The organism is Streptomyces sp. NPDC027663 (genome assembly GCF_055566415.1).
Genome location: NZ_JBVHSK010000012.1, coordinates 73761 through 96615 on the forward strand (window position 1 = coordinate 73761; position 22855 = coordinate 96615).

At 71.1% G+C, this 22855-nt stretch carries 19 protein-coding genes and 1 pseudogene; 7 read left to right on the forward strand and 13 right to left on the reverse strand.

Translation table 11 applies throughout. From position 1 onward, the window contains the following. Positions 1-222: 222 nt before the first annotated feature. Positions 223-864 (reverse strand): TOPRIM nucleotidyl transferase/hydrolase domain-containing protein, encoded by a 642-nt coding sequence (locus ACZ4SF_RS27625; protein WP_468389184.1) that lies wholly within the window; start codon positions 862-864, stop codon positions 223-225. 236 nt (positions 865-1100) lie between these two features. On the opposite strand from ACZ4SF_RS27625, the gene ACZ4SF_RS27630 reads away from it, so the two are divergent. The 4 genes from ACZ4SF_RS27630 to ACZ4SF_RS27645 all read left to right on the forward strand — a co-directional run bounded on the left by ACZ4SF_RS27630 (position 1101) and on the right by ACZ4SF_RS27645 (position 5795). Then, entirely contained in the window at positions 1101-2753 is a 1653-nt protein-coding gene (locus ACZ4SF_RS27630) for an alpha/beta hydrolase (protein ID WP_468389186.1), read from the forward strand. 217 nt (positions 2754-2970) lie between these two features. Further along, positions 2971-3549 (forward strand): TetR/AcrR family transcriptional regulator, encoded by a 579-nt coding sequence (locus ACZ4SF_RS27635; RefSeq protein WP_468389187.1) that lies wholly within the window; start codon positions 2971-2973, stop codon positions 3547-3549. A 157-nt stretch (positions 3550-3706) separates the two neighbouring features. Next, entirely contained in the window at positions 3707-4597 is an 891-nt protein-coding gene (locus ACZ4SF_RS27640; RefSeq protein ID WP_468389189.1) for an SDR family NAD(P)-dependent oxidoreductase, read from the forward strand. 295 nt (positions 4598-4892) lie between these two features. Next, the gene (locus tag ACZ4SF_RS27645; protein ID WP_468389191.1) at positions 4893-5795 is read left to right on the forward strand and encodes a DUF6424 family protein; all 903 of its coding nucleotides are present in this window, start codon (positions 4893-4895) and stop codon (positions 5793-5795) included. Between the two features lie 217 nt (positions 5796-6012). On the opposite strand, the pseudogene ACZ4SF_RS27650 reads toward ACZ4SF_RS27645, so the two are convergent. Next, positions 6013-6798, reverse strand: a pseudogene (locus ACZ4SF_RS27650) (alginate lyase family protein); the annotation flags it as partial. 268 nt (positions 6799-7066) lie between these two features. On the opposite strand from ACZ4SF_RS27650, the gene ACZ4SF_RS27655 reads away from it, so the two are divergent. Then, positions 7067-8995 carry a glycoside hydrolase family 5 protein gene (locus tag ACZ4SF_RS27655; RefSeq protein ID WP_468389193.1) on the forward strand — a complete coding sequence of 643 codons (1929 nt, stop codon included), beginning with the start codon at positions 7067-7069 and terminating at the stop codon, positions 8993-8995. Between the two features lie 153 nt (positions 8996-9148). Here ACZ4SF_RS27655 and ACZ4SF_RS27660 read toward each other — a convergent pair whose 3' ends face one another. From ACZ4SF_RS27660 to ACZ4SF_RS27695, 8 genes are all read right to left on the reverse strand, one after another. Next, on the reverse strand, positions 9149-10384 hold the full coding sequence (locus tag ACZ4SF_RS27660; protein WP_468389195.1) for an MFS transporter: 1236 nt from the start codon (positions 10382-10384) through the stop codon (positions 9149-9151). A 48-nt stretch (positions 10385-10432) separates the two neighbouring features. Then, the gene (locus ACZ4SF_RS27665; RefSeq protein WP_468389197.1) at positions 10433-11188 is read right to left on the reverse strand and encodes a GntR family transcriptional regulator; all 756 of its coding nucleotides are present in this window, start codon (positions 11186-11188) and stop codon (positions 10433-10435) included. 220 nt (positions 11189-11408) lie between these two features. Further along, complete coding sequence (locus ACZ4SF_RS27670) at positions 11409-11666, reverse strand: hypothetical protein (protein ID WP_468389198.1); 258 nt, start codon at positions 11664-11666, stop codon at positions 11409-11411. Beyond that, on the reverse strand, positions 11653-11913 hold the full coding sequence (locus ACZ4SF_RS27675; RefSeq protein WP_468389200.1) for a DUF6400 family protein: 261 nt from the start codon (positions 11911-11913) through the stop codon (positions 11653-11655). The genes ACZ4SF_RS27670 and ACZ4SF_RS27675 overlap by 14 nt, the downstream gene beginning before the upstream one ends. A gap of 259 nt (positions 11914-12172) precedes the next feature. Then, entirely contained in the window at positions 12173-12637 is a 465-nt protein-coding gene (locus ACZ4SF_RS27680; RefSeq protein ID WP_468389202.1) for an AAA family ATPase, read from the reverse strand. Between the two features lie 139 nt (positions 12638-12776). Further along, a complete protein-coding gene (locus ACZ4SF_RS27685) occupies positions 12777-14213 on the reverse strand; it encodes an MFS transporter (protein WP_468389204.1) in 1437 nt (478 codons plus the stop codon). A gap of 121 nt (positions 14214-14334) precedes the next feature. Continuing rightward, positions 14335-15060, reverse strand: a complete 726-nt coding sequence (locus ACZ4SF_RS27690) for an FAD binding domain-containing protein (protein WP_468389206.1) — start codon at positions 15058-15060, stop codon at positions 14335-14337. Between the two features lie 338 nt (positions 15061-15398). Further along, positions 15399-17594, reverse strand: coding sequence for an MMPL family transporter (locus ACZ4SF_RS27695; protein ID WP_468389208.1), 2196 nt, complete (start codon positions 17592-17594; stop codon positions 15399-15401). Between the two features lie 322 nt (positions 17595-17916). Between ACZ4SF_RS27695 and ACZ4SF_RS27700 the strand changes: the two genes are divergently transcribed. Beyond that, positions 17917-18348 (forward strand): PPOX class F420-dependent oxidoreductase, encoded by a 432-nt coding sequence (locus ACZ4SF_RS27700; protein ID WP_468389209.1) that lies wholly within the window; start codon positions 17917-17919, stop codon positions 18346-18348. 16 nt (positions 18349-18364) lie between these two features. Here the strand turns inward: ACZ4SF_RS27700 and ACZ4SF_RS27705 are convergent, their stop codons facing one another. Beyond that, positions 18365-19213, reverse strand: a complete 849-nt coding sequence (locus ACZ4SF_RS27705; RefSeq protein WP_468389211.1) for an RNA polymerase sigma factor SigF — start codon at positions 19211-19213, stop codon at positions 18365-18367. A gap of 203 nt (positions 19214-19416) precedes the next feature. Here ACZ4SF_RS27705 and ACZ4SF_RS27710 point away from each other — a divergent pair, with 203 nt between their 5' ends. Then, positions 19417-20196: a DUF1206 domain-containing protein gene (locus ACZ4SF_RS27710; RefSeq protein WP_468389490.1), complete on the forward strand. Its 780-nt coding sequence runs from the start codon at positions 19417-19419 to the stop codon at positions 20194-20196. A 230-nt stretch (positions 20197-20426) separates the two neighbouring features. Here ACZ4SF_RS27710 and ACZ4SF_RS27715 read toward each other — a convergent pair whose 3' ends face one another. Together ACZ4SF_RS27715 and ACZ4SF_RS27720 are read right to left on the reverse strand one after the other, a co-directional pair. Then, positions 20427-22133, reverse strand: a complete 1707-nt coding sequence (locus ACZ4SF_RS27715) for an LCP family protein (protein WP_468389212.1) — start codon at positions 22131-22133, stop codon at positions 20427-20429. A 203-nt stretch (positions 22134-22336) separates the two neighbouring features. Further along, a complete protein-coding gene (locus tag ACZ4SF_RS27720) occupies positions 22337-22699 on the reverse strand; it encodes an ArsR/SmtB family transcription factor (RefSeq protein WP_468389214.1) in 363 nt (120 codons plus the stop codon). Positions 22700-22855 lie beyond the last annotated feature (156 nt).

The following is a 22855-nucleotide window of genomic DNA, read 5'->3' on the forward strand; positions in this document are numbered from 1 at the left end:
ATACGCGGGCGGTGTCCGGGCGCGGCGAGTTCAGGGACATGACATTCGCGGTGGGGCGGGCGAGCCGATGGAACACGGGCCGGACGAGCCGATGACTGCCCACGGTGGAATGTGGGGGCGTGTGCGTCCTCGATGCCGCTGGGCCGGCGCGCCGCACGCGGCACCGGGCCTGGCGGGGGCCGGGCGTCGCACGCGCGGCACCGGGCCTGACGGGGCCGGCGGTCAGAGGCCGGCGAGCAGGCCGTCGAGCGGGGCGGGTGTGCGGCCGGGGTCGAGGGCCTCGACGAGGACACGGCCGTAGTGGATCTTGCGCCCCTTCTTCGTGCCGAGGAAGCGCCGCAGCTGCTGTTGTGAGGTGCGGCCCTGCTGCGCGGGCTGGCGCAGGAAGGTCTGCAGGGCGCGCAGGTCGCCTTCCGCCCCGACCAGCTCCTGCACCCGTGTCACGCCGACCGCGCGGATCAGCTCGTCCTCCAGATCGGCCGCGCAGACGAAGATCCCTTGGTGTGCCGCGCCGGCGGACCCTTCTCGTGCCGCACCGGCGCGCTCCCAGCCGCGGGCGTAGTAGGGATGCTCCGCCTCGTCGCAGAGCCCCGTGAGGCGCAGGCCCAGGCCGGGTGGCCCAAGGAGGCCGGCGAAGCGTCCGGCGTTCATCGCACCGCCCATCGGCAGCACGCAGACTCCTTCGGCCGCCAGGTTCCGGCCGTGGCCGGCGGCCAGCGCGTTGACCGCTGCGGCGTCGCTCGGCCCTTCGAGGAGGACGACGGTCCGGACGGACAGCCGCTCGGCCAGCTCGCGGGCGGAGTCGCCCGGGGCACCGGCCGCCCACGCGGTGACCGCCTCCCGGAACGCCCCCATGTCCGTCACGAGGCGAGTCTCCGCCCTCGCCGGCCACCGCGCCAGGGAATTTCCGCCGGCTCGGGGTTCGTAGCCGTCGCGGAGCGCCGTGCCCTGCGTCCGCCACAGTCGGATCGTCCTGTCAAGTCCCGAGTATCCGGAGCGTGACGCCCCTGTGGGGTCTCGGGCCCACTTGAGGTGTTCCACCACCCGCCCCGACCGCTTGGGGCAGGGACAACATCCCTCGACAGCAGCAGGAAGCACCCATGAATCTCCACGGCCACCTCCACCATGCAGCCCCCGGGTCCAAGTGGCAGCACCGCCGTATAGCCCTGGTCGCCGCCTCGACCGCGCTGCTCTGTGGCGGTGCCGTCCTCCCCGCAGCCGCCGCGCTGCCGGCTCCGGGCCAGGCCGCGGCAGCACCCGCCCTTGCCGCCTCGTCCGGCAACGAGGGGCCACCCCTACCCGCCTCACTCACCGCACAGCGACTGGACTGGCACGGTTGTCCGGCTCCCACCTCGCTGCAGGCTCCGGCCGGGAGTGCGCCGGGAGCGCTGCCGGACGGCACGCCCTGGGAGTGCGCCACCCTCACGGTGCCGCTCGACTACTCACACCCGGACGGCGAAACCATCGACCTGGCGCTGATCCGCGCGCAGGCCCGCCCGCAGGACGGCAAGGAGCGCATCGGCTCCCTCGTGTTCAACTTCGGCGGTCCCGGTGCGTCCGGCGTAGCCCTTCTGCCCGCGGCCTCGGCGGACTACGCGGCTCTGCACGGCCAGTACGACCTGGTGAGCTTCGACCCGCGCGGCGTCGGCGACAGCGCGCCCGTGCGCTGTCTGAGCGACGAGGACGCCGAAGCCCTCGCCCAGCTCGGCAGCACGCCGGAAACCGCCAAGGAGCAGCAGGAACTCGTCGCGCTCTCGGAGAAGTACCTGCCGGCCTGCGAACAGAATTCCGGCGAGGTCCTTCCGTACGTCGGCACGTCCAACGCGGCCCGCGACATGGACCTGATGCGGCAGGTCCTCGGCGAGGAGAAGCTCAACTACTTCGGCGTCTCCTACGGCACCGAACTCGGGGGCGTGTACGCCCACCTGTTCCCCGAGCGCGTGGGCCGGACGGTGTACGACGCCGTCGTCGACCCCACCCAGGACGACGCCCGGTCACTGCTCGACCAGGCCAAGGGCTTCCAGCTCGCACTGGACAACTACCTGAAGGCCTGTGCGGCGCAGCCGGACTGCCCTACCGGTGACAGCGTCGAAAAGGGACGCAAGAAGATCGTCGCGCTGCTGAAACGGCTCGCCGAACAGCCGCTGCCCACCGGCGACGGCCGCAAGCTCACCGCCGAACTGGCGGAGACGGGCATCGGCGCGGCGCTGTACTCCGAGGAGGCATGGCCCATCCTGACCCAGGCCCTCCAGGAGGCCGAGCAGCAGAAGACGGGGAACATCCTGCTCCAGCTCGCCGACGCGTACCTCGAGCGCGACCCCAGCGGCCACTACACCAACATGTCCGACGCCTTCCAGGCGATCCACTGCGCCGACAGCTCCGTGCGCTACACGGAGGCGGACGTGGAGGCGATGCTGCCCGACTTCCGCGCCGCTTCCCCCGTCTTCGGCGAGAGCATGGCCATGGGCCTCATGTCCTGCACCGGCTGGCCGGTCGATGGCGAGTCCGCAACGCCCGACGTCTCCGCCGAGGGAGCCGGACAGATCCTCCTCGTCGGCAACACCGGAGACCCGGCCACCCCGTACGCCGGCACCAGGCGGATGGCCGAGGAACTCGGCGAAGGCGTCGCGGTGGAACTCACCAACAAGGGCGAAGGGCACGGAACGTACGGCATCAGCGACTGTGTCACGAACACTGTGAACGCCTATCTCCTCGACGGTACGGTGCCGGACGACGGCACGGTCTGCGAGTGACGTGGGCACGGCCGCGCTGCTCGACAGCGCCGGCGGCTACTCGACCGGGTCACCTCTCCGAGGGCCCGGCCGAGGGCTGTCGCAGGGCGTCCACTCTCCGACGGCCCGGCCGAGGGCTGTCACAGGGCCACGCTCCGAGGGGTGTCGCAGGGCGTCCACCGCCGCTGCCCGGGGCGGCACCGGCCTGCCCGTTTCAACGCCCATTTATGCTGGAGCCGTGACACGGGCAAACGGGCAGGGGCCGGCACTGCGGGCGGACGCCGCGCGGAACCGCGCCCGGGTGTTGCAGGTCGCCCGCGAGCAACTGGCCGCCGGTGACGACTCGCTCCAGCTGAACACCATCGCCAGGCTGGCCGGCGTGGGCGTGGGCACCGTGTACCGGCACTTCCCCAGTCGGCACGCGCTGCGGGAGGCGCTCTCCGCCGAGCGGTTCCAGGAGCTGGTCGACGAGGCACAGGCCGCGGCCGCCGACGAGGATGCCCTTTCGGGGCTCCACCGCCTGCTGCGTTTCGCGCTCACCCACGCGTTGGACGACACCGGGTTCGCGGCCGTGCTCGAGTCCGCCAGCGACACCGACGCGCAGACGGCGGAGCTGAAGGCCGAACTGGACGGGAACGTGGCGCACCTGCTCGACCGCGCTCGGCGGAGCGGCGTCATCCGGCGCGATGTCGAGGCCGACGACCTGCGCCGACTGGTCTGCGGCATCGAGCACGCCGTGCGTTCCGGCGCCGGCGACCCTATGCGTACCGAGGTCTACCTCGGCATCCTCCTCGAAGGCCTGCGTCCCCCGCGCTGACGGCAGGTCGGCAGTGCGGGCGACGGACGCCCGTACCGCACTCGTCCCACCTTCACCGAACCGGACAGCCAACCGGATGGCTATCCGGTTGTGTTAGCGTACCCGCATCAAAGCGGATAGCTATCCGTTTTTCGCCGGGATGCGGAGGGCAGACGTCATGGAACAGCGGGCAGTGGTGACAGCGGGGACCGGGGGAATCGGCCTGGAGACGGCGGTGGGGCTGGCGGCGCGCGGGTTCGCCGTCACCGTGGTCGGTCGCGACGCCGAGCGCGGCGCCCGCGCGGTCGAGCGGATCACCGAGGTCGCGACCGCGGGCACGCCTCGGTTCCTGGCAGCCGACCTCGCATCGCTCGGCGACGTCCGAGCACTCGCCGCCCTGCTGGCGGACGAGGAGCCGCCGAACGTCCTGGTCAACAACGTGGGCGCGATGTTCCCGGACCGGCAGCAGACGGTCGACGGGATCGAGGCGACCTTCGCTGTGAACCACCTCTCGTCGTACCTGCTCACAGAGCTGCTCGTCGACCGGCTCCGGGACGGCGCCCCGAGCCGGATCGTGAACGTCACCTCGGGGGCGGTCCGGGTCGCCAGGCGCACCTTCGACGCCGTCGAACCCCCGGGCGGCTACTACGGCTTCCACTGGTACGGCCGGGCCAAGCTCGCCAGTCTCGCCTACACCCTGGACCTGGCGGAGCGTCTCCGGGGCAGCGGCATCTCCGTCTTCGCGGCCGACCCGGGCGGCGCCGCGACCGACATGACCAACGGCACCATGCGCTCACCGAAGATCGTCTCCCCGGCACTGCGGCTGTTGTGGCCACTGGTCCGGCGGACCTTCGAACGCTCCACCGCAGGACCGGCATCCGTGGCCGCGCGGTCGTCCGTCGTCGCCGCCGCCGACGCCTCGCTGGACGGGCGGACCGGCCTCCTCATCGGCCCCGAGGCCCGGCCCGTACCCGCCTACCGTGGCAGCACCGACGCCCGGACGGTCGCCGACGTACTCCGGCTCAGCCGGCAGCTGGCACCTCTGCCGGACGGGCGCGGTTCGTTGTGAGGCATGCATCCGCCCTGCAGAAGTCCGGCGCCCGCGGGGCGGGTTGCACGTGGTGCGCGTTGCATGCCGGGCGGGTTACATGCGGTGCGGCTCGCATGCGGTGTGGGCTGCATGCGGTGCGGCTCGCATCCGGTGTGGGCTGCATGCCGGGCAGTTTGTATGCGATGCGGCGGGCTCGCCCCGAGCAACCAGGGCTCGGGTCGCGCCCACCTGCCCCAGAGGTGCACGATATTCACAGGGGACACTCTCGGCACCGCGGGCCCACCCGGGCCGCCGGCGGCACGAGGAGGTCAGCATGGCTCGCGCCCGTGCCCGTACCGCTGCCGCGACGCGGATGCCGGACACGCTCAAGCCGGGCGGTATCGAGCCGGGGAACCATCCCTGGAAGATCCGTCTTGTCGAGCATCCGAAGCGTTTCGACTCACCGTCCTTCAAGGCCGCGAAACGGACGGCGCACAAGATCCTCGACGCGATGGACGACGACGACCTGCCGTACGGGCCGCGGCCCGCCGGGTCAGAGCACTGGGAGATGCACCACGGCGGCAGCCTGTGGGTGAAGACCAAGCGCGGCTGGCGGATGTACCGGGCGCGCGTGGGCATCGAGTGGAGCATGCAGTTCTGCGCCGCGCCGCCGTACATCGACCGGCTGCGGCAGGACGCGGCCGAACTCGTCGCCGGCTTCCCGTCGACCCTGCCCGCCCTGGCGGAACTCGGCTACGAGGAGGCCGAGGAACTGCTGCGCACGCCGATCAAGGACGCCGACGGCGTCGAGGCGTGGACCGACTCGCTGTTCAACGCCTGTGTGCCGATGAGCCGCGGCCACCATCAGGGGATCCTGCCGAAGGTTCCCGGTGAGCACCACTACCCCTGGCCGGTGAAGGGCGCGGACTTCTTCCGGTTCGACGACTTCCAGCTGTGGGTGACCCTGCCCGACGGCACGCATGGGGCCGTGACGCCGGTGGACCGGCGGGGATCCGGTGACGGGCACGTACGTCTGGTGCACACCTCCGAGGGCAGTCGGGCGGCGGACACGCTGGCCGAGGCACAGGACCTCGGGCTGATGGCGGTCATGCCGCCGAACAGCTCGGCCGCGCTGCAGGCGTTCGCCGGGCAGATCGAGCCAGGGCGGCGCTCCGCGTCCGGGCCGTTGGCCACGCGCCTGGCCCGAGGGAACGGCGGGAGGCCCCGGGCCCGTTGAGAGAGGGCACGTACGGGTCTGTGCACGGTGCCGAGCACGCCCCCGGCCGGATCAGGTGGACCTTTGGGACGAGAACGGCGTCGTGAATCCGCCGGACGAGACCGGCCTCGGTGATGGCGGCGGCATCGCCGAGGTGAGCGCCGCATGTCCGTGGTGAGCGCGGCATGCCCGCGGTGAGCGCGGCATGCCCGCGGTGAGCGCGGCACGGGTTGGGCGGTCAGTTCGGGTTGTCTCCGTGCGTGAGGGTCTCCCAGGCGACGAAGAGGTTGTTGCTGCCCGCCGGGCGGTTGCGTTCCGTCAGTGCCTGGGTGTTGGTCATGGCGGTGCCCAGGCGGTTGTGCAGGGCGTTGTAGCCGACCTCGGTGACCGGTCCGAGGCCCCGCTTGACCGACCCTCCGCACAGCCAGCCGGGGACGGCGGTGCCCAGTTCGTACCTGGACTGGAAGCCGAGGGCCTGCCGCAGTCGCTCGCCGACGTCGGTGCCGTACAGGTCCTGTCCCTGGATCCGGCTGGTCTCCGCGGCGTGCGAGATGGCGGAGATGCCGTATCCGGTGTGGGTGAAGTCGCGGCAGGTCTCCTGGGTGAGTCCGGTGACGAAGGTGGGCTGGCCCTGCCAGTACGAGACGATCTTGTCGCGGGTGTTCAGGTTCTGGCTCGGTACGGTCTTCGGCAGGTCCCCGTCGGAGGCGAGGTACACGTAGGCGGCCGTGCGGGTGCGGAACTTGGCCATCGCCTTGTCGTACGACGCCTTGTCCTCGAGGAAGACCGAGATGCCGACCGCCGCCTCCATCATCGACAGCTCCCAGTTGCCGTTGGAGTGGGAACCGTTGATGATCTCGGGCAGGTAGACGTTGCGGAGCATGGTCGCCAACCGGCCGGAGTTGGCCCATGTCCCGGTGTAGGTGTACTTGATGATCTCGGCGGCCTTCGGCCACGAGGAGCCCGCCCAGCCCGTCTGCAGCGGCGCGTTGCCGTTGGTGTGGTCCTGCAGCACGGCGGACCAGGTGGTTTGCGTTTTACCTGCATCTGATCCGCCCTCGTACATGAACGCCATACGGCTTGTTGAACGCCCGAGTTGACGGAGACCATAGGTACGGACCAGGTAGGCGTCAAGTAGGCCGCTGACGCTGAGGTCGCGTCAACTCGCTTGCAGCACAAGCGTTTTCAGCACTTCCGCGTACGGTGCTCGGTGGTGGAGACTCCGCCCAGCCGGGCGGTGCCGACGACCGGCCGCTCCGCTCCCCCTCCTCCGACCCTCAAGGGCTGCCCTCATGCCGATGCCACCAGCCGCACTGCGGATTGCCGTCACCGCCGCGGGATTCCTGCTCACGGCCACCATGTCCACCGCGGCCCTCGCCGCCGCACCGCCGCGTGCCGCCCGGGCCGGATCCGCCGGATCCGCCGCCGGCACGACGGACCCGGCCGGCTGGACCGCGCCGCTGTCGACCCAGGGCCGCTACATCGTCGACGCCCACGGCGACCGGTTCCGGCTCAAGGGCGCCAACTGGGACGGGGCGCAGGGATCGTGGACCGGCAGCGGCAGTGCCGCGGACCCCGCCAACCACCACGCCGGACAGGACTCGCACGGCATTCCCCTCGGTCTGGACCGAGCGCCGCTGTCCCAGCTCCTGGCCGACTTCGGCCGGCTGGGCATCAACACCGTCCGGCTGCCGTTCTCCAACGAGATGATCCACAGCACGACCCCGGTACCGGACAGCGCCGTGACGGCCAACCCGGAACTCCGCGGCAAGACGCCTCTGCAGATCTACGACGCCGTGGTCGACGTGCTCAGCCGCAGCGGTTTCGCCGTCGTCCTCAACAACCACACCAACACGTCCCGGTGGTGCTGCGGCATCGACGGCAACGAGCGGTGGAACAGCAGGCAGTCCACCGCCCGCTGGGCGGACGACTGGGTGTTCATGGCCCGCCGCTACGCCTCGGTCCCCCGCGTGGTCGGCGCCGACCTGTACAACGAGGTACGGCGTGACCTCATGGACGACCCCAACTGGGGCCTCGGAGACGGTCACGACTGGTACAGCGCGGCGCAGTCGGCCGCCGACCGCATCCTCACCGAGGGCAACCCGCGGCTCCTGATCGTGATCGAGGGCATCAACTGGACCGGGATACCCGTGGACGGACTCCCGCACGGCCGGCCGGTCCTCACACCCGCCCGTACGCTCTCCCACACCCTCGTGGACGCCCACAAGCTGGTCTACTCCGCCCACTTCTACGGTTACACCGGCCCTCGCCACAGCGGTGCCACGGGCGTGGGCGAGACCCATGACGCCCGCTACCAGGACCTGTCCCGCGCGGAGCTGGCCGCCGCCCTGGACGACGAGGCGTTCTTCGTGGAGGAGAGCGGCCGGCACTACACCGCGCCCGTCTGGGTCAGTGAATTCGGCATCGGGTCGGGCGAGACGAACGCGGCGGCCCGTACCTGGTTCGGCGACGCCACCGACTACTTCGCCGACCATGACGCGGACTTCGCGTTCTGGCCGCTGGTCGGCTTCGAGGGCCACGACGACTGGGCGCTGCTGCGCTACGACGGCGCGGGACACCGCTCCGGCATCCTCGACGGCGGCGACTGGCGCAGTACGGCCTGGCAGCATCTGATGACGGCGCCGGGCAGGACCGGCCCGGTGGCGTCCGCTCCGGTATGGCGCATGCTCAGCACCGATCACGGTGACGCGGTGGCGTCGCTGCGGGTCCGGGCCACCGGAGACTGGGACCCTGGAGCGTACAAGGCCGCCTGCCCCGACGGTTCGAGACTGGCCGGCCTCAGCCACACCGGAGGGCGTGGTCTGTGCACCGACACCGGTACCGGGGATCTGCGCGCCACCGCCGCCCGTCAGACGGTCGTCACCGACGAGCGCTCCGTACCGGCCGGCGGCGACTGGGCGTCCGGCTACACCAAGTACCAGTGTCCCGCAGGCGAGTTCCTCATCGGCTACAGCATGCGCGGCGCACGCGTGTCGGCCGCGCTGTGCGTCCCCGCGCGGGCCGCCCTGGCGGGCAGCGGGCGCACGGTGTGGTTCGACCGGTCCGACAACCGGCCCTCCGACGCGGCCGGCGGGGACTTCGCGTACGGCGACTACAAGGGCCAGTGCGCGGCGACCGAGTACGCCGCCGGCATCGCCTTCACCACCCGCGTGGGCAGCCGCCCCGGCCCCGCGGCCCTCCTGTGCCGCACCCTGCCCTGAGGGACCGGGCAGGGACCCGGGCTTCCCGGACGGGCGCAGTCACGTCCGGCCGGGGCCCGGGTCAGCGCGGTGCCGGCCACGTCGAGAGTGTTGCCGAAGGCGCCGAGAGACCTTGCTGCTGTGATTCGCTTCAGATCAGCGAGTGCGCAGGCGTCAGCCGGGCAGCGTGCGCGTTGTCCGAAGAGGTGACAGGACGCTCGGCAGGACGCTCAGTGTCATGCCGGCCGCTCCGATCCACAGAGTGCCTGTCGCTCCGAAGGCCGAGCCCGAGGCTCCGCCCAGGAGCCCGCCCAGAGGAATGCCACCCCAGGACACGAATCGAGTCGTCGCACTCATCCGGCCGAGGAGCCGGTCCGGTGTCAGGGCCTGCTGGAAGCTCGACTGAGCCACGACGCGGACGACGCCGCCCAGCGAAAGACACGCGAGCCCGATCGCCGCCACGTACAGGCTCCAACCGGGCCGGGCCGACGGCATCAGGACGGTCAGCGGACAGGTGACCAGTGACGCGAGCCAGATGACCCGGCCGTGCCCGACCAGCTTCGCGAGCGTGGTTGCCAACAACGCGCCCAGCAAGGCGCCGCAACCCATCACCGACAGGACGAGGCCGATACCGAAGGGCTGGACACCCAGCTCACGCTTGAGAAAGATCAGCAACATCGTCTGGTACATGACCAGGAACAGGTTGAATATCGCGTCCCCGAGCACAATCCCGCGCAGGGCGGGCCGGGAAAGGACGAACTCCAGGCCTTCCTTGATCTCTCGGCCCAATCGAGGGCGTGTACTCGGCTCCGGTTTTTCCTCGCGCTTTCGAATGGTGATCGCGAGCAGCCCCGACACGGCCATCCCGGCCGAGCTCGCGAAGAGCGTCGCAGGGGCTCCCACCAGCCCGATCAGCGGCCCCGCCAGCGTGGGCCCGCTGATGCTGGTCACCGACCGTACGGCCGACAGTTTCGCGTTTCCTTCCAGGAGACGGCCGCGGCCCACCAGGTGCGGGAGGCAGCTGACGTACGCAACGTCGAAGAAGACGGTCAGCAATCCGTGCACCAGGGCAACCGTGTACAGCCACCAGACAGTGAGAAGGTGTGCCCACCATGCCACCGGTATCGTCATGAGGATCAGCGCCCGGACGAGGTCGGCACCGATCATCACCGATCGTTTCCGCATACGATCGACCCAGGCACCTGCCGGCAGACCGACCAGGAGTGAGCCTGCCGTGGTCATCGAGGCCAGCAGGCCGATCTGGAACTCGTCCGCGTCCAAGGCAGCTATGGCCACCAGGGGGAGGGCGAGAAAGAGGATCCGGTCGCCCAGCTGACCGACCGCGGTCGCGGCGAACAGCCGCGCGAAATCGGGATCGCGTAAGAGACCGAGCCGGGAGGGTATGGACATGAGTTTCCTACTGTCGGCAGTGAAATGTCGTGTGAACCTCTTCGACGGCTACGGACGGCCGACGCCGAACTCGTAGACCACCTCGCGGCGCGCGTCCGGGATCACCATGTCGGCCGTTTCCACCGGACGTCCGTCCGTGTCGTAGATGGTCCGCTCGATCTGCAGCACGAGGTCCCCCACGCTGATCCCGAGGAGGTTCGCCTGCGCCTGGGTGGCACGAGCCGGGCGCGGCACCTCGGTCACGGTCGAGACGACCACGCCGATGGAGCGCATGCGCTCGACCACGCCTTTTCCGGCCAGGGGACCCTTTTCGGGCAGCACGATCGGCGTCCCGTCGGTGAGGGCCATCGGCTCCCAGGATTCGGAGAGCTGGACGGGCTGTCCGTCGGCGAGGAACTCGTAGTGCGTGGTGACGCAGAGGTCTCCGGGGCTGATGGCGAGCCGCCCGGCGATCGCCTCGGGGGCGGGGACGCGCACCTGGCTGTGTGAATCCCAGGCCTGGGCGGCGCCCTGCTCCTTCCCGACTGCGCCGGGGGGAGTCGCCCGGCGTTCGCGGTGTCGCGAACGGACCAGCCGGAGGCGCTCGCGCGGCAGCCGGACGTAGGTGCCCGAGCCGGCGCGTCCTTCGAGGAGACCGTCGATGATCAGACGGTCCATGGCCCGCTGCACGACGTTGCGCCCGACCCCGTACTCCTCGGCGAGCCGTGCCCGCGACGGCAGGCGCTCGCCGATCTCCCATTCGCCTCCGAGGACCCGGGCGCGCAGCACATCGGCCACCGCGAGGTACGGCGCCTCTCGGGGCATGGGTGATCCTCCGGCTGTCGTCGTTCCGCTGCGCCGGCGGGTTGCCTGGCGCGTTGGAAAGCTACTGCACCGGAGAAAATCTGCTGGAGTAGAAATACGTTCGGCGCGGGTTCGCCGTGACGTTCGCTGCCGACTCAGGGGCGGTACGCGGCTCGGCGCGCGGTCGCCATCGCCCGGCGTGGCCCCACGGTGGGCTTTGCGTCGCCGGGCCGGGGGGTGGTCACCGGTCTTGCGGGCCGCTGATGGGGCGGGTCCAAGCGGAGCGGGTGGCGCCGAAGCCCGTCTCGTGGTCCCAGATGTGGGTGCAGGAGGGGCACTGCAGGTGCAGGAGGCTACCGGTGTTGGAGAGGAGGTAGCGCCAGTGGTCCGAGCACCTGCGGCGTTGCCCGCAGGTGGCGCAGCCCAGGTGATCCTCGCAGTTCGGACACGTCACCCAGGCTCGGCGCCCGATGTCCGCCTGCGGATCAAGCGGAAGCACTGCCGCCCCCGCGCTGCGGGAGGACACCGGCCGAGACAAGCATGTCGTACAGCCGCTGCTGCTCCTCGTCGAGGCCGGAGTACAGCATGTCGTACGCCTCCTCCTCGCCGCGCATCATCGCGACGGGGTCCCAGCCGGCGCCGAGTGCGTCCATGACGTGGGCCCGCCGGGTCATCTCATGGGCGGTGAGATCGACGGCGAAGTCGACCGGCTCGGTGGGGACGGCGGCGGCATCTTGGGCGGACATATCACCGAACCTAGATACACCTTTCGGCCACGACAAGAGCACGTGGGGCACATCACAGCAGGTCGGGCGGTTTCGGACGCACGGACCGGACGCCTGCCCCGGAGCAGGCCGGATGCGCCGGCGACCGGCCTCCCACTCGGCACGGACCGCGGCTCCGGGCTCCGCATCCCGCCGCGCCCGCCCTGGGACGGCGACAGAAACCAGCCACTGACGCAGCCCGCGCGCGCAACCCGGCACCGCCCCGCCGGGAACCGGCCGCTCAGGCCGCCCGTACCTCGAAGCCGCCCCGCCCGTCGAACCGCACCTCGTGGACCGCGTCGAACCCGTTCGCGGCCGACGGTCTGCGCAGCCGGTTCAGTGTGGCGAGGACGCCGATGTCCGGCACCCGGGCGCGGCCCTCTCGTGTGGCGTTCCGCCGGAGGGAGCCGGTCACGTCCGGCGGGAACCAGTAGGCCGTCGCCGTCGCCCCGCGGGTGTGGGCCAGCTCCACCAGTGGGCGCCACTCCTCGGGCGAGGGATTCGTGTTGTCCACGGCCACGGCACGCCCGGCCGACAGGTGCTCCGCCAGCAACGCCATCTGGCGACGCTGCTTGTTGCGGGCGCTGCGCGGGAACAGGTCCTTGCCGACCAGCTCGTACCGGTCGGCCAGGCACTGTGCGTAGAACGTGGACTTTCCTGATGCCTGCAGCCCCACCAGGACGGCCAGGTCCGCTTCCGTCGCCATACCCGCCACGATGACACGCCACCGGCGGCCCGGCGAAGAGGCCGGTCGGGGGGCGCCGCTCGGCGGATGTGCGCGGCCGGGTGCCCGCATGCCGCCGACTGCGGCATTCCTCCGCCGGCCCGGCCGCCGCCGGCCGCGCTCAGCGTGTCCGCACCGCGGCGGCCTCACCCGAACTCGCCTTTGCGGCAGCCGCCTTCGGCCGCGAGACGTTGGCCACGAGAAGGACGACGAGTCCGCAGGCTGCGACGAGGAACCAGCCGGGCCGGGAGGCATGGGCGAGTGCGGCGGGGCTGGTTCCGGCGACCAGGCCGCCTGCCAGGGCGATGCCGAGGGCGGAGCCGACCTGTCGCGCGGTGGAAGTGATCGCGCCCGCCACGCCGGCCCGGGCGGGCGGCAGGCCGCTGACCGCGGTGTTGGTGATCGGCGCGTTGGCGAAGCCGAAGCCGATGCCGATGAGCAGGTAGGCGGACAGAAGCAGGTGGACGCTGGTGTGCCGGTCCAGGCCGACCAGGCACAGTCCGCCGGCGGTGAGGAAGCCGCCCGCCAGGGACAGCGGAAGCCGTGGGCCGGTACGGCCGACCAGGCGGCCGGACCACGGTGCGCAGACGGTTGCTCCGAGCGCCATCGGAAGGGTCGCCGTCCCTGCGGCAAGCGGTGTGAATCCGCGGGTGTGCTGCAGGTAGAGGGTGTTGAGGAGCAGCGTCGCGTTGAGGGCGACGAACACCGCCACGGCGCCGAGGACCGCTCCGCTGAATGCGGGGCCGCGGAAGAGCCGCGGATCCATCAGCGGCTCTTCCCGGCGCAACTCCACCCGCACGAAGCCCGCCGTGGCCGCGGCGGCGACGCCGTAGGCGGCCAACGCCGTCGGCGAAGTCCAGCCGATGCGGGGCCCTTCGATGAGGACGCCGACCCAGACGCCGATCACCACGGTCAGCAGGATCTGGCCGGGCATGTCGGGCCGGCGCGCCTTCGGTGCCCGGGACTCGGGCACGAACACGGCACTGAGCAGCAGTGCGGCCACGATGACCGGGGCGTTGATCCAGAACAGCGACCGCCAGCCGAGCCCCGCGACGAGCGCGCCGCCGGTGACCGGTCCCGCGGCCATGCTGAGGCCGAACACGGAGGCCCAGATGCCGATCGCCTGCGCCCGTTCCTTCGGGTCGGGCATCGCGTTCACCACGATCGCGAGGGCCACGGGACTGAGCATGGAGGCGCCGACGCCCTGCGCCGCGCGGGCCGCGACCAGCGCGCCGGCCGACGGGGCCAGCGCGCAGGCCAGCGAGGCCACGCCGAAGACCGTCAGCCCCCACTGGAAGACGCGGCGGCGCCCGAACCGGTCCGCCAGCGCGCCGGAGGAGATCAGCAGGCCGGCCAGGACGATGGTGTAAGCGTCGACGGTCCACTCCAGGCTGCGTGTGCCCACGCCCAGGCCGTGTCCGATGGCGGGCAGGCCCACGTTGACGATGGTGGTGTCCAGGCCGACGAGGAACATGCTGAGACAGCAGACGGCCAGCACCGTCCAGCGTCTGCGCTTGCCGAGCACAAGGGGTTGAGCAGGGGCGATCGTCGTGGTCATGGCCCGCCTCTCGGATACAGGAGTCGTACCCGGTCAGGCTCGGTCAGGACGACGCCCACCGCCCAACGCCTTTGCGGAGACGGCAAAAACGGTGCGGGCCCTGGAGCGGTCGTATGCCCGCTCAGTCGTCGCCGCGGCCCGCCAGGAGTGCGGTGACCTGCGGGCCGACGGCATCCCATGCGGCGGCCGGGAGGTCGCGCAGGGCGGTGCCGCGCAGTGCGTCGAGGGTCTCTGCGGCGTCGGTGCCGCAGGCGGTGTCGGCGCTGACGACGTCGTAGCCGTCGCGTACGGCGATGCGCAGGCGGGTGGGTTCGTCCGCTTCCCGGGCGTGCAGCGCCGAGGCCACGACGAGGGGCGGCGGTCCGCCGGCCTCCCCGGGCAGCTTGCGGTACGCGGAGGATATCGGTTCGCGCCAGCGCAGTCCGAGCAGGACGGGCCGTTTGGCGACCAGTTCGGCCAGGTCCGTCTCGTGGACACCGTCGGGCTCCAGGACGGTGGCGCGGGCGTCCAGGACGAGGGCCGCGGGCAGCAGGCAGCGCAGTGTGCTGCCGACGATGTTGCCTCCGACCGTCGCCGTCCGGCGCACGGCGCCGGTGCCGATCGTGGCCGCGGCCAGCCGGAGGACGTCCGGCGCCCGTCCGTCGATGCGGTGCAGGAGCACGGCACCACCGACGGTCTCGCGTCCCAGGACGTTGGCCTCGGGTACCTGCCGTAGTGACAGGGCGACTTCGGGGAAGCCGTCCCGCTGCCATGCCGCCCAGAGGAGGGTGGCTCCGCCGATCGGCACGGCCCCCTCGGCCAAGCACTCCTGGGCTTCCGTCACGGACGTGGGCAGACGCAACAGCACCGGCCGACCTGCCTTTCTGGGGCTCGGAGGATGGGCGGTCGGCATTCGGCCAACTGCCCGCCGACAGCGCAGTCTCGTCGCTCGGGCGGGGGCGCGTGCAGGGCTCACACGAGCATGCGGTGCGCGCTCCCTGCCGGGCGAGTTCGATCGGCTCGCGCTCCTCGAGTTCCGAGTCGGCCGTGATCACGGCAACTGGGAGCCGATGCAGCCGGGTCTCCTCGCGGACTTTGCCGAGGGTCACCGCTGCCTCGGCTCTGCCGCCACCGGCTGACCGGCCCCGCACGTGAAAAGGTCCTGCCGGGCCGTGCGGCCCGGCAGGACTCACCGGGAGACGGGCGCTAGTTGCGGCGCCCGGCGGGGTCGTGGGCGGTGCTGTCCCGCTCTCCGCCGCCGCGGACCGGCCCGGAGGCGCCGGTACCCACGGCATCGTCGGCACGCGGCGTCTCCGCCCGGTCGCCGTGCCCCGGCCACCAGGCGGCATGACCGATGAGAGCCGTGAGGCTCGGGGTGAAGAACATCGCCATGACGAACGCGGCCACCGCGATGCCGAAGGAGACCGCGAATCCCATCTCCATGAGCAGCGAGTTGCCCGCGAGCATCATCGTGGCGAAGGTCGCCGCCAGGATGAAGCCCGCCGCGGCCACGGTCGGGCCGGCGTGCCGGAGCGCCATGCCGGCCGCCTCGCGCGGCTCGCGGCCCTCGCGGGCCTCCTCACGCAGCCGGGCGATCATGAGGATGTTGTAGTCGGTGCCGATGGCGACCACGAAGAGGTACATGATCACCGGGAGCATGAACATCAGGCCGGAGTGTCCCTGCCCGTTCTGGAAGATCCACACCGTGGCGCCGAGGGTGGCGCCGAAGCCGAGGCCCACGGACGCGATCAAATAGAAGGGCGCGACCACGCTGCGCAGCAGCAGGCCCAGGATGATCATGATCAGGAGCGCGGCGACGGGGAACACCGTCCGGTAGTCGTGCATGACGGCCGCGTCGATGTCCTTGTAGATCGAGGACATGCCGCCGACCACCGCCTCGGTGCCGCCGGGCGCCGCGGAGTGCGCGACGTCCCGGACCCGGCCCACGGCGTCGATCGCCTTGTCCGTCGACGCCTCGTACTTGAGCGTGACGGTGAAGTCCGCGGTGGTGCCCTCCTTGTTCACCTGGGTCATGCGCGCGCCGGCCACGCCGTCCACGGCCCCGAGTTTCTTTGCGTAGGCGTCGAAGACGGACTTGTCCAGCGGCTTGCCGTCGGTGGTGGAGAGGTAGACGTCGGTCGGAGCCGCTGCGCCGGCCGAGTACGCCTTCTGCATCTCGTCCTGGACGACCATCGACTCCTTGGTCTTGGGCATGGCGCCCGCGGCCAGGTCGAACGTGGCGTTGAAGCCGAGCGTGCCGAGCGACAGGGCGAGCAGGATGAGACCGGACACCGCCGCGGTCAGCGCCGGACGGCGCTGCACGCTCCGGCCGAGGGCGGCGAAGCGGGCGTTCTGCGGTTCCTTCTGCCAGGACTTGGAGGGCCAGAACACCTTCGGTCCGATGAGCGAGACCACGGCCGGGATCAGGGTCAGACCCGCGATCAGGGTGGCCCCGACGGCGATGGCGAGCGCCGGGCCCATCTGCTTGAGGAAGCCCAGCGTGGAGAGCACGAGGGCGAGGAAGGCGATGATGACCGCTCCGGCCGCCGAGGCGATGGCCTCGCCGACCCGGCCGACCGCGTTGACCATGGCCTGCTTGGGCTCGTCGCCGGCGCGCAGGCATTCGCGGTATCGGAATATCAGGAACAGGAAGTAGTCCGTCCCGACGCCGAAGAGAACGACGATCAGGATGGACGAGATCGAGCTGTTGGCCTGGAGGTCGAACAGCTTGGTGGCGTAGGCGATCAGCCCGTTGGCCACGGCGGACACGAGACCGATCAGAACCAACGGGAGGATGGCGAGGATCGGTGCTCGGAAAATGATCAGCAGGGTCACCAGGATGATCACGAAGGTGCCGATACCGATCAGCGCCTGACCGCGCTTGGACGAATCCTCTTGGTCGAGCGCCTGCGCGGCGGAACCGCCGAGTTTGGCGTCGAGATGCGTACCCTTGGCCAGTTTCTTGACCTCGTCACGCAGCACCTCGGCCGCATCGGCCTGTTTCGGCTGACCGGCGTTCTTGCTGTCCATCTGCACCAGGGTCAGGGCGTACCTGCCGTCCTTGGACGGCTGGCCGGGGACGACCTTCTGCACCTGGTCGATGTGCTTCTTGCCCAGTTCCGAGGTGATCCGGGCGACATCCTTCCGGTCGGCGGCGGTCAGCTTGCCACCGTCGGTGCGCTGGTACAGCGCGATGGCGGAGGGGGTGAAGGCGCTGGGGAACGCCCTCTCCTGGAGCTCCGCCGCTTTGATCGACTCATAACTCTTCGGCAGGAAACTGCTCTCGTCACTGTTGGAGGGCAGACTCGGAGCGGTGGCCACAATGGCCACCGCGGCGATCAGCCACGCCACGATCGTCCAAACGGGATGACGGACGACGGCGTTGCCTATTCGTCGGAACATGCGGAGGGTCCTCCTGGGAAGGAAGATCACCGCAGCCCGGGGAGCGGTCCCTGGCATCGGCGACCCCGACCGGCCCACTTTCAACAGGCCGGTCGCATGGTTGTCTTGGCCTCACATCCTAGTGACCACGGACACATGTCATCACACCGAACCGGCTCCGCCCGGTCGGCGGGAGCGTCGAGCCGCATGCCTGAGGTACCGTCAACCAGAAGCTGCTCAGGGGGACTACGAGTGCGCGGGACCGCAGCGCGACGGCGACGGGGGGCACGGGGGCCGACGCGGCGCGCTTCCGCATACCGGCGTGAACCCTGATGATCGTCCCATGACCGTTGAACCGTTCAACCCCCGCGCTCTGCTGGCCGCGAGCCGTCTCGGCGTCCTCGCCACCCTGAAGGCGGACGGGCGACCGCAGCTCTCCCCCGTCCTGCCGTACTACGACCCCGAGGCGAACGTCCTCTACATCTCGACGACAGCGCGCACGGCCAAGACGGCCAACCTGCGCCGGGACCCGCGCGCCACGCTGGAGGTGACCGGACCCGACGGAAAGACCTGGGCCACCGCCGAGGGCATCGCCATGCTCACCGGGCCGGGCACCGACCCGTACGGGCCCGAGGTCGAGGCGCTGGTCGCGTACTACCGGGCCGCCGCCGGTGAGCACCCCGACTGGGACGAGTACCGGTCGGTCATGGTGACGGACCGCCGGGTCCTCATCACCATGACGGTCGACCACGTGTACGGCGGCGACATCCGCTGACTTCCGCCCCGCCGCGTCAGCGGGTGGTCAGCAGGCCTTCCCTGAGGCGCTTGAGCGTCCGGGAGAGCAGGCGGGAGACGTGCATCTGGGAGACGCCGAGGCGGTCGCCGATCTGCGACTGGGTCAGTTCCTCCACGAAACGCAGGTGCAGGATCAGCCGGTCGCGCTCGTCCAGTTCGGCGATCATCGGCGCCAGCGCGTGGAAGTCCTCGACCAGTTCCAGCGCACCGTCCTGCGTACCGATGAAGTCCTGCAGCGCGCTCTCGCCGTCCTCGCCGCCCCCGATCGCCGCGTCCAGCGAGGCCGAGTTGTAGCCGTTGGCCGCCAGGCGGGCCTCGATGACCTCCTCCTCGGACAGGCACATCAGCTCCGACAGTTCCTTGACCGTCGGAGTACGGCCCAGCCGGCTGCGCAGTTCCTCGGTGGCCCGGGCCAGCTGGACCCGGGCCTCCTGCAGCCGGCGCGGCACGTGCACCGCCCAGGAGGTGTCGCGGAAGAACCGCTTGATCTCGCCGACGATGTAGGGCACCGCGAACGAGGTGAACTCCACCTCCCGCGACAGCTCGAACCGGTCGATCGCCTTGATCAGCCCGATCATGCCGACCTGGACGATGTCCTCCATCTCCTCCGGCCCCCGGCTGCGGAACCGGGCCGCCGCGAAGCGGACGAGGGACATGTTCATCTCGATCAGCGTGTTCCGGGCGTACTGGTGCTCCGCCGTGCCCTCCTCCAGCACCGCCAGCTGGTCGAAGAACACCTTGGACAGCTCACGGGCGTCCTTGGGCGCCACGGCTCGGGGGTCTGCGACTGAGGGCAGTCCGCATGCCGTCGGCGCGTCCTGGGCGACCACGGTCGGCGCTGTCATGGTGTTCCCCTCCCGATTGGGTCCGGCGGTCATCGGTCGACGCAACGCCGTCTACCCGGGCTCCCGCTCGGCATGCCCGCCCCCGCGGTCTGCGGCGGAAAGGTGTCGGACCGGGGTACCGGGGGCACCGGCCTCATATGGATGCACGGTCATGGGCATTGCGGGGCAGGAGCCGGGCGCACCGGGTGGCCGACAGCACGGCGATGGCTGCGGCGGCCCGGGCCGGTTTCGCGGCCCGGGGCGTGATCTACGTACTCGTGGGTGTCATCGCGCTGCAGATCGCCTTCGGCGGAGACGGCGGCGGGCGCCAGGCCGACCGCGGCGGTGCCCTGGACGAGCTGGCCGGCCGGCCCTTCGGTTCGGCGCTGCTGTGGATCGTCGGTGTGGCGCTCGCCGGAATGGCGCTGTGGCAGCTGTCGGAGGCGGTGGTCGGCGGGTCGGGCCCGGACGGCTCGAAACTGGTCCACCGGGCGACGGCCCTCTTCCGTTCCGTGTTCTACGGCTTCGTGTCGTACTCGGTGCTCTCCTACGCCGCCGGTGACAAGGGCAGCGGCAGCGGCGCCTCCGACCGGCAGACCGACGACGTCACGGCCCGGGTGCTGGAGTGGCCGGCCGGCCAGCTGCTGGTCGGGATCGGGGGTGCCGCCGTGGTGATCGCCGGTCTGTGGATCTGCGTCCGGGCGGTGCGCAGGAAGTTCCGCAAGGATCTGCGAACCGGAGCGATGTCTTCGAGGACCCGGCAGGTCGTCGAGTTCCTCGGTGTGACAGGTGGTACGGCCCGGGGTGTGCTCTTCGCGGTCGCCGGCGTGTTCGCGCTGGTAGCGGCGGTGCAGCATGAGCCGGGCAAGGCACGGGGCGTGGACGACACCCTGCGTGCGTTCCGGGATCTGCCGGCCGGGCCGTGGCTGCTCGCCGTCGTCGCGGTCGGCCTGGCAGCGTTCGGCTTCTACTCCTGGTGTGACGCCCGGTGGCGCAAGGTCTGACCCTCCGGCGCAAAGTCTGACCATCCGGCGCAAGGGCTGACCCCTGGGGCGGGGGTGGACCCGTCGCAAAGTCTGACCCGTGGGGCGAGGGCTGACCCGTGGGGCGAGGGCTGACCCTGGCGCAAGGTCTGACCCGCCGGCGCAAGGTCTGACCCGTCGGCGCAAGCGCTGAGCCGGCGGCCCGCGGACGGCAGGTTCGGTCTCACGGCCCGCGCTCAGGCACCGCAGGCTCAGGCGTCGGAGTCGGGCTTGCTGCGTGCAGCCGCGTACGCCTGGGACGGCGTCATGGGAACGCCGTGGAGGCTGACCGTCTTGTAGGGGCTGACCTTGGCGCAGGTCTTCGCCTGGTCGGCGGTGGAGGCGTGGGCGCCCCCGACGGCGGCTTTCGTGTCGGCGGGCGACGAGGAGCCGCCGTGGTACCTGCTGCCGCTGGGCCAGTCACTGCCGACCACGAGGGTCAGACCGGTGCCGGTGCCCTGCTTCAGCCGGGAGGAGGGCAGGCCGAGCGCCTTGGCGACCCTCTGGGCCGCCGGCTTCTGGCCGGTGCCGTAGGTGAGGGTGGTGGTGGCTGCGGGGCTCGGTGCGTTCGCCGTGGTCGTGGCGGGACTGAAGCCCTTGTCGGTGAGGGCGGCGGCCACGGTGGAGGCGCGGCCGCTGAGGGTGGTGCCGTTCTCCACCGTCACGGCGATCTCGGAGGCGGGTACGGCCGAGGCGGTGGCCGTGGCCTTCGCGGTGGCCGACGCGGCCGTCGACTTCTTGCCCGACCCGGTGGTCAGGGACTGATCGTCGGCGATGGTCGAGAACAGGGCCCTGGCGCCCGGGCCCACGACCACGCGGTCGTTGTCGGCGGGATCGGGGGCCGTCTGCATCGTCGCGAAGGTGATCCGCCGTGTGGGCACCTTGTTCACGTCGTCCGCGAGCCCGATCAGTTTCTTCACGGTGCCCAGACCGTCGTCCACGGTCAGCGCCTTGGTGGCGGCGTCGGCGAGGTTGTAGACCTTGGTGGGGTCGGTGAGCGTGCCGGCGCTCTTGAACTGGCGGATCATCGCGCTGAGGAAGATGTGCTGCGAGATCGTACGGCCGAGGTCGCTGCCGTCGCCGAAGCCGTGCCGGGAGCGGACGAACTGCAGGGCCGCGACGCCCTTGAGGGTGTGGGAGCCCTTGGACAGCTTCAGGTGCGAGTAGGTGTCGTAGACGTCGTCGCTGACGCACACGGAGACGCCGCCGATCGCGTCGGACATCTTGACGACACCGGAGAAGTCGAGCTTGACGAAGTGGTCGATGGGTATGCCGGTGAGCTTGTGCACGGTGGCCACCTGGCAGGCCGGCCCGTACTGGAGCGCGCTGTTGATCTGGCCGTAGTAGCCGGACGTCGACTGCCCGGTCTCACTGTCCTTGCAGGCCGGGACCTTGGTCATGGTGTCGCGGGGGATGCTCATCACGGTGGCGTTGGAGCGGTCGGCGGATATGTGCAGCACCATCTGCACATCCGCGTTGCTGCCGGTCTGCACCCCGGTCGTCGAGCAGCCGCCGCCGAGCTTGCAGTCCGATTTGCTGGTACGGCCGTCGGAACCCATGACCAGGATGTTGATCGGGGTGCGGCCGAAGGCGTCGGCCTTCTCGGTGCCGCCCTTGCCGTCCAGCGAGACGCTGTGGAGGTTGCCGTTCAGGTGCTGGTAGAACCACCAGCCCGCGCCCGCGGTGACCACGACGAGGAGGGACAGGCAGATCCCGGCGATCTTCAGCGCGCGTCTGCCACGGCCCATCGGACGGGCCCGGCGGGACCGCTTGGCGCCCCCCTCACGGGAGACCGCCCCGGCAGCGGCCCGGCTGCCCGGCGGCAGCGCCTCGTCCGGTCCTGCCGTGCGCTGTCCGGGGACCTGGTTGCCGCGGCTGCGCGTGACCTGGCCGACCGGCCCGTCCCACGGGTCGCTCATGTCCCACTCCCATGACGGTCGGGCCTGTCAGGCCGGGCCGTCGGACTGCGGCCAGGCGTGCGCGGCGGTCTACGGGCAGGCGAGGCTCTGCGCCGCATCGGTTGCGTAGTTGCGCAATCTAACAAACCCCTGGCCCGAACAGCACAGATCCGCACGCAATTCACAGGTGAGGCATGTCATGGCGGCGCCGTCGTCACGTGCCTTCAGTCGCCGATTCCGGGCAGGCGCTGAGCCGGGGCGGAGGCGTGCCGCGGACGGGCGGTCAACGTGCCGACCATGGCCCGGACCAGGATGACGACGTCCGGGTCGTCGATGTAGTAGACCTGCCGCCGGCCCTCGCGGCGGGCTCGGACGAGTCCGGCGAGCCTCAGCTTCGCCAGGTGCTGGCTGACCGCCGGCAGGGCACCGCCCACCCGGCCGGCGAGACGCGTGACATCGCTCTCGCCCTGCGACAGGGCCCACATCAGATGCAGCCGGGCCGGGGCGGCGAGCATCCCGAAGGCGGCGGCGGCCTCCGCGAGCACTTCGGCGGGCGGGTCCTCGAAGCCCCCGGCCTTCTTCGTCACAGCCCGCTCCCCGTCCCGCCCTCGTCACAGCCGACGCTCGCTCGCCCACCCAGTGTAGGCGGCCGGCCCGGCCATGCCGGGGCCTGCGGCCCTGCGGGAGCGGCGGCAAGCGCCCTGCCGTCCCGCCCGGTCGGGGCGGTGCTGCGGGTGGTCGGC

Coding starts and splice junctions, on each gene's coding strand:
- ACZ4SF_RS27630 (WP_468389186.1), top strand. CDS start 1,101: ATGAATCTCCACGGCCACCTCCACCATGCAGCCCCCGGGTCCAAGTGG.
- ACZ4SF_RS27640 (WP_468389189.1), top strand. CDS start 3,707: ATGGAACAGCGGGCAGTGGTGACAGCGGGGACCGGGGGAATCGGCCTG.
- ACZ4SF_RS27645 (WP_468389191.1), top strand. CDS start 4,893: ATGGCTCGCGCCCGTGCCCGTACCGCTGCCGCGACGCGGATGCCGGAC.
- ACZ4SF_RS27655 (WP_468389193.1), top strand. CDS start 7,067: ATGCCGATGCCACCAGCCGCACTGCGGATTGCCGTCACCGCCGCGGGA.
- ACZ4SF_RS27660 (WP_468389195.1), bottom strand. CDS start 10,384: ATGTCCATACCCTCCCGGCTCGGTCTCTTACGCGATCCCGATTTCGCG.
- ACZ4SF_RS27665 (WP_468389197.1), bottom strand. CDS start 11,188: ATGCCCCGAGAGGCGCCGTACCTCGCGGTGGCCGATGTGCTGCGCGCC.
- ACZ4SF_RS27675 (WP_468389200.1), bottom strand. CDS start 11,913: ATGTCCGCCCAAGATGCCGCCGCCGTCCCCACCGAGCCGGTCGACTTC.
- ACZ4SF_RS27680 (WP_468389202.1), bottom strand. CDS start 12,637: ATGGCGACGGAAGCGGACCTGGCCGTCCTGGTGGGGCTGCAGGCATCA.
- ACZ4SF_RS27685 (WP_468389204.1), bottom strand. CDS start 14,213: ATGACCACGACGATCGCCCCTGCTCAACCCCTTGTGCTCGGCAAGCGC.
- ACZ4SF_RS27695 (WP_468389208.1), bottom strand. CDS start 17,594: ATGTTCCGACGAATAGGCAACGCCGTCGTCCGTCATCCCGTTTGGACG.
- ACZ4SF_RS27700 (WP_468389209.1), top strand. CDS start 17,917: ATGACCGTTGAACCGTTCAACCCCCGCGCTCTGCTGGCCGCGAGCCGT.
- ACZ4SF_RS27705 (WP_468389211.1), bottom strand. CDS start 19,213: ATGACAGCGCCGACCGTGGTCGCCCAGGACGCGCCGACGGCATGCGGA.
- ACZ4SF_RS27710 (WP_468389490.1), top strand. CDS start 19,417: ATGGCTGCGGCGGCCCGGGCCGGTTTCGCGGCCCGGGGCGTGATCTAC.
- ACZ4SF_RS27715 (WP_468389212.1), bottom strand. CDS start 22,133: ATGAGCGACCCGTGGGACGGGCCGGTCGGCCAGGTCACGCGCAGCCGC.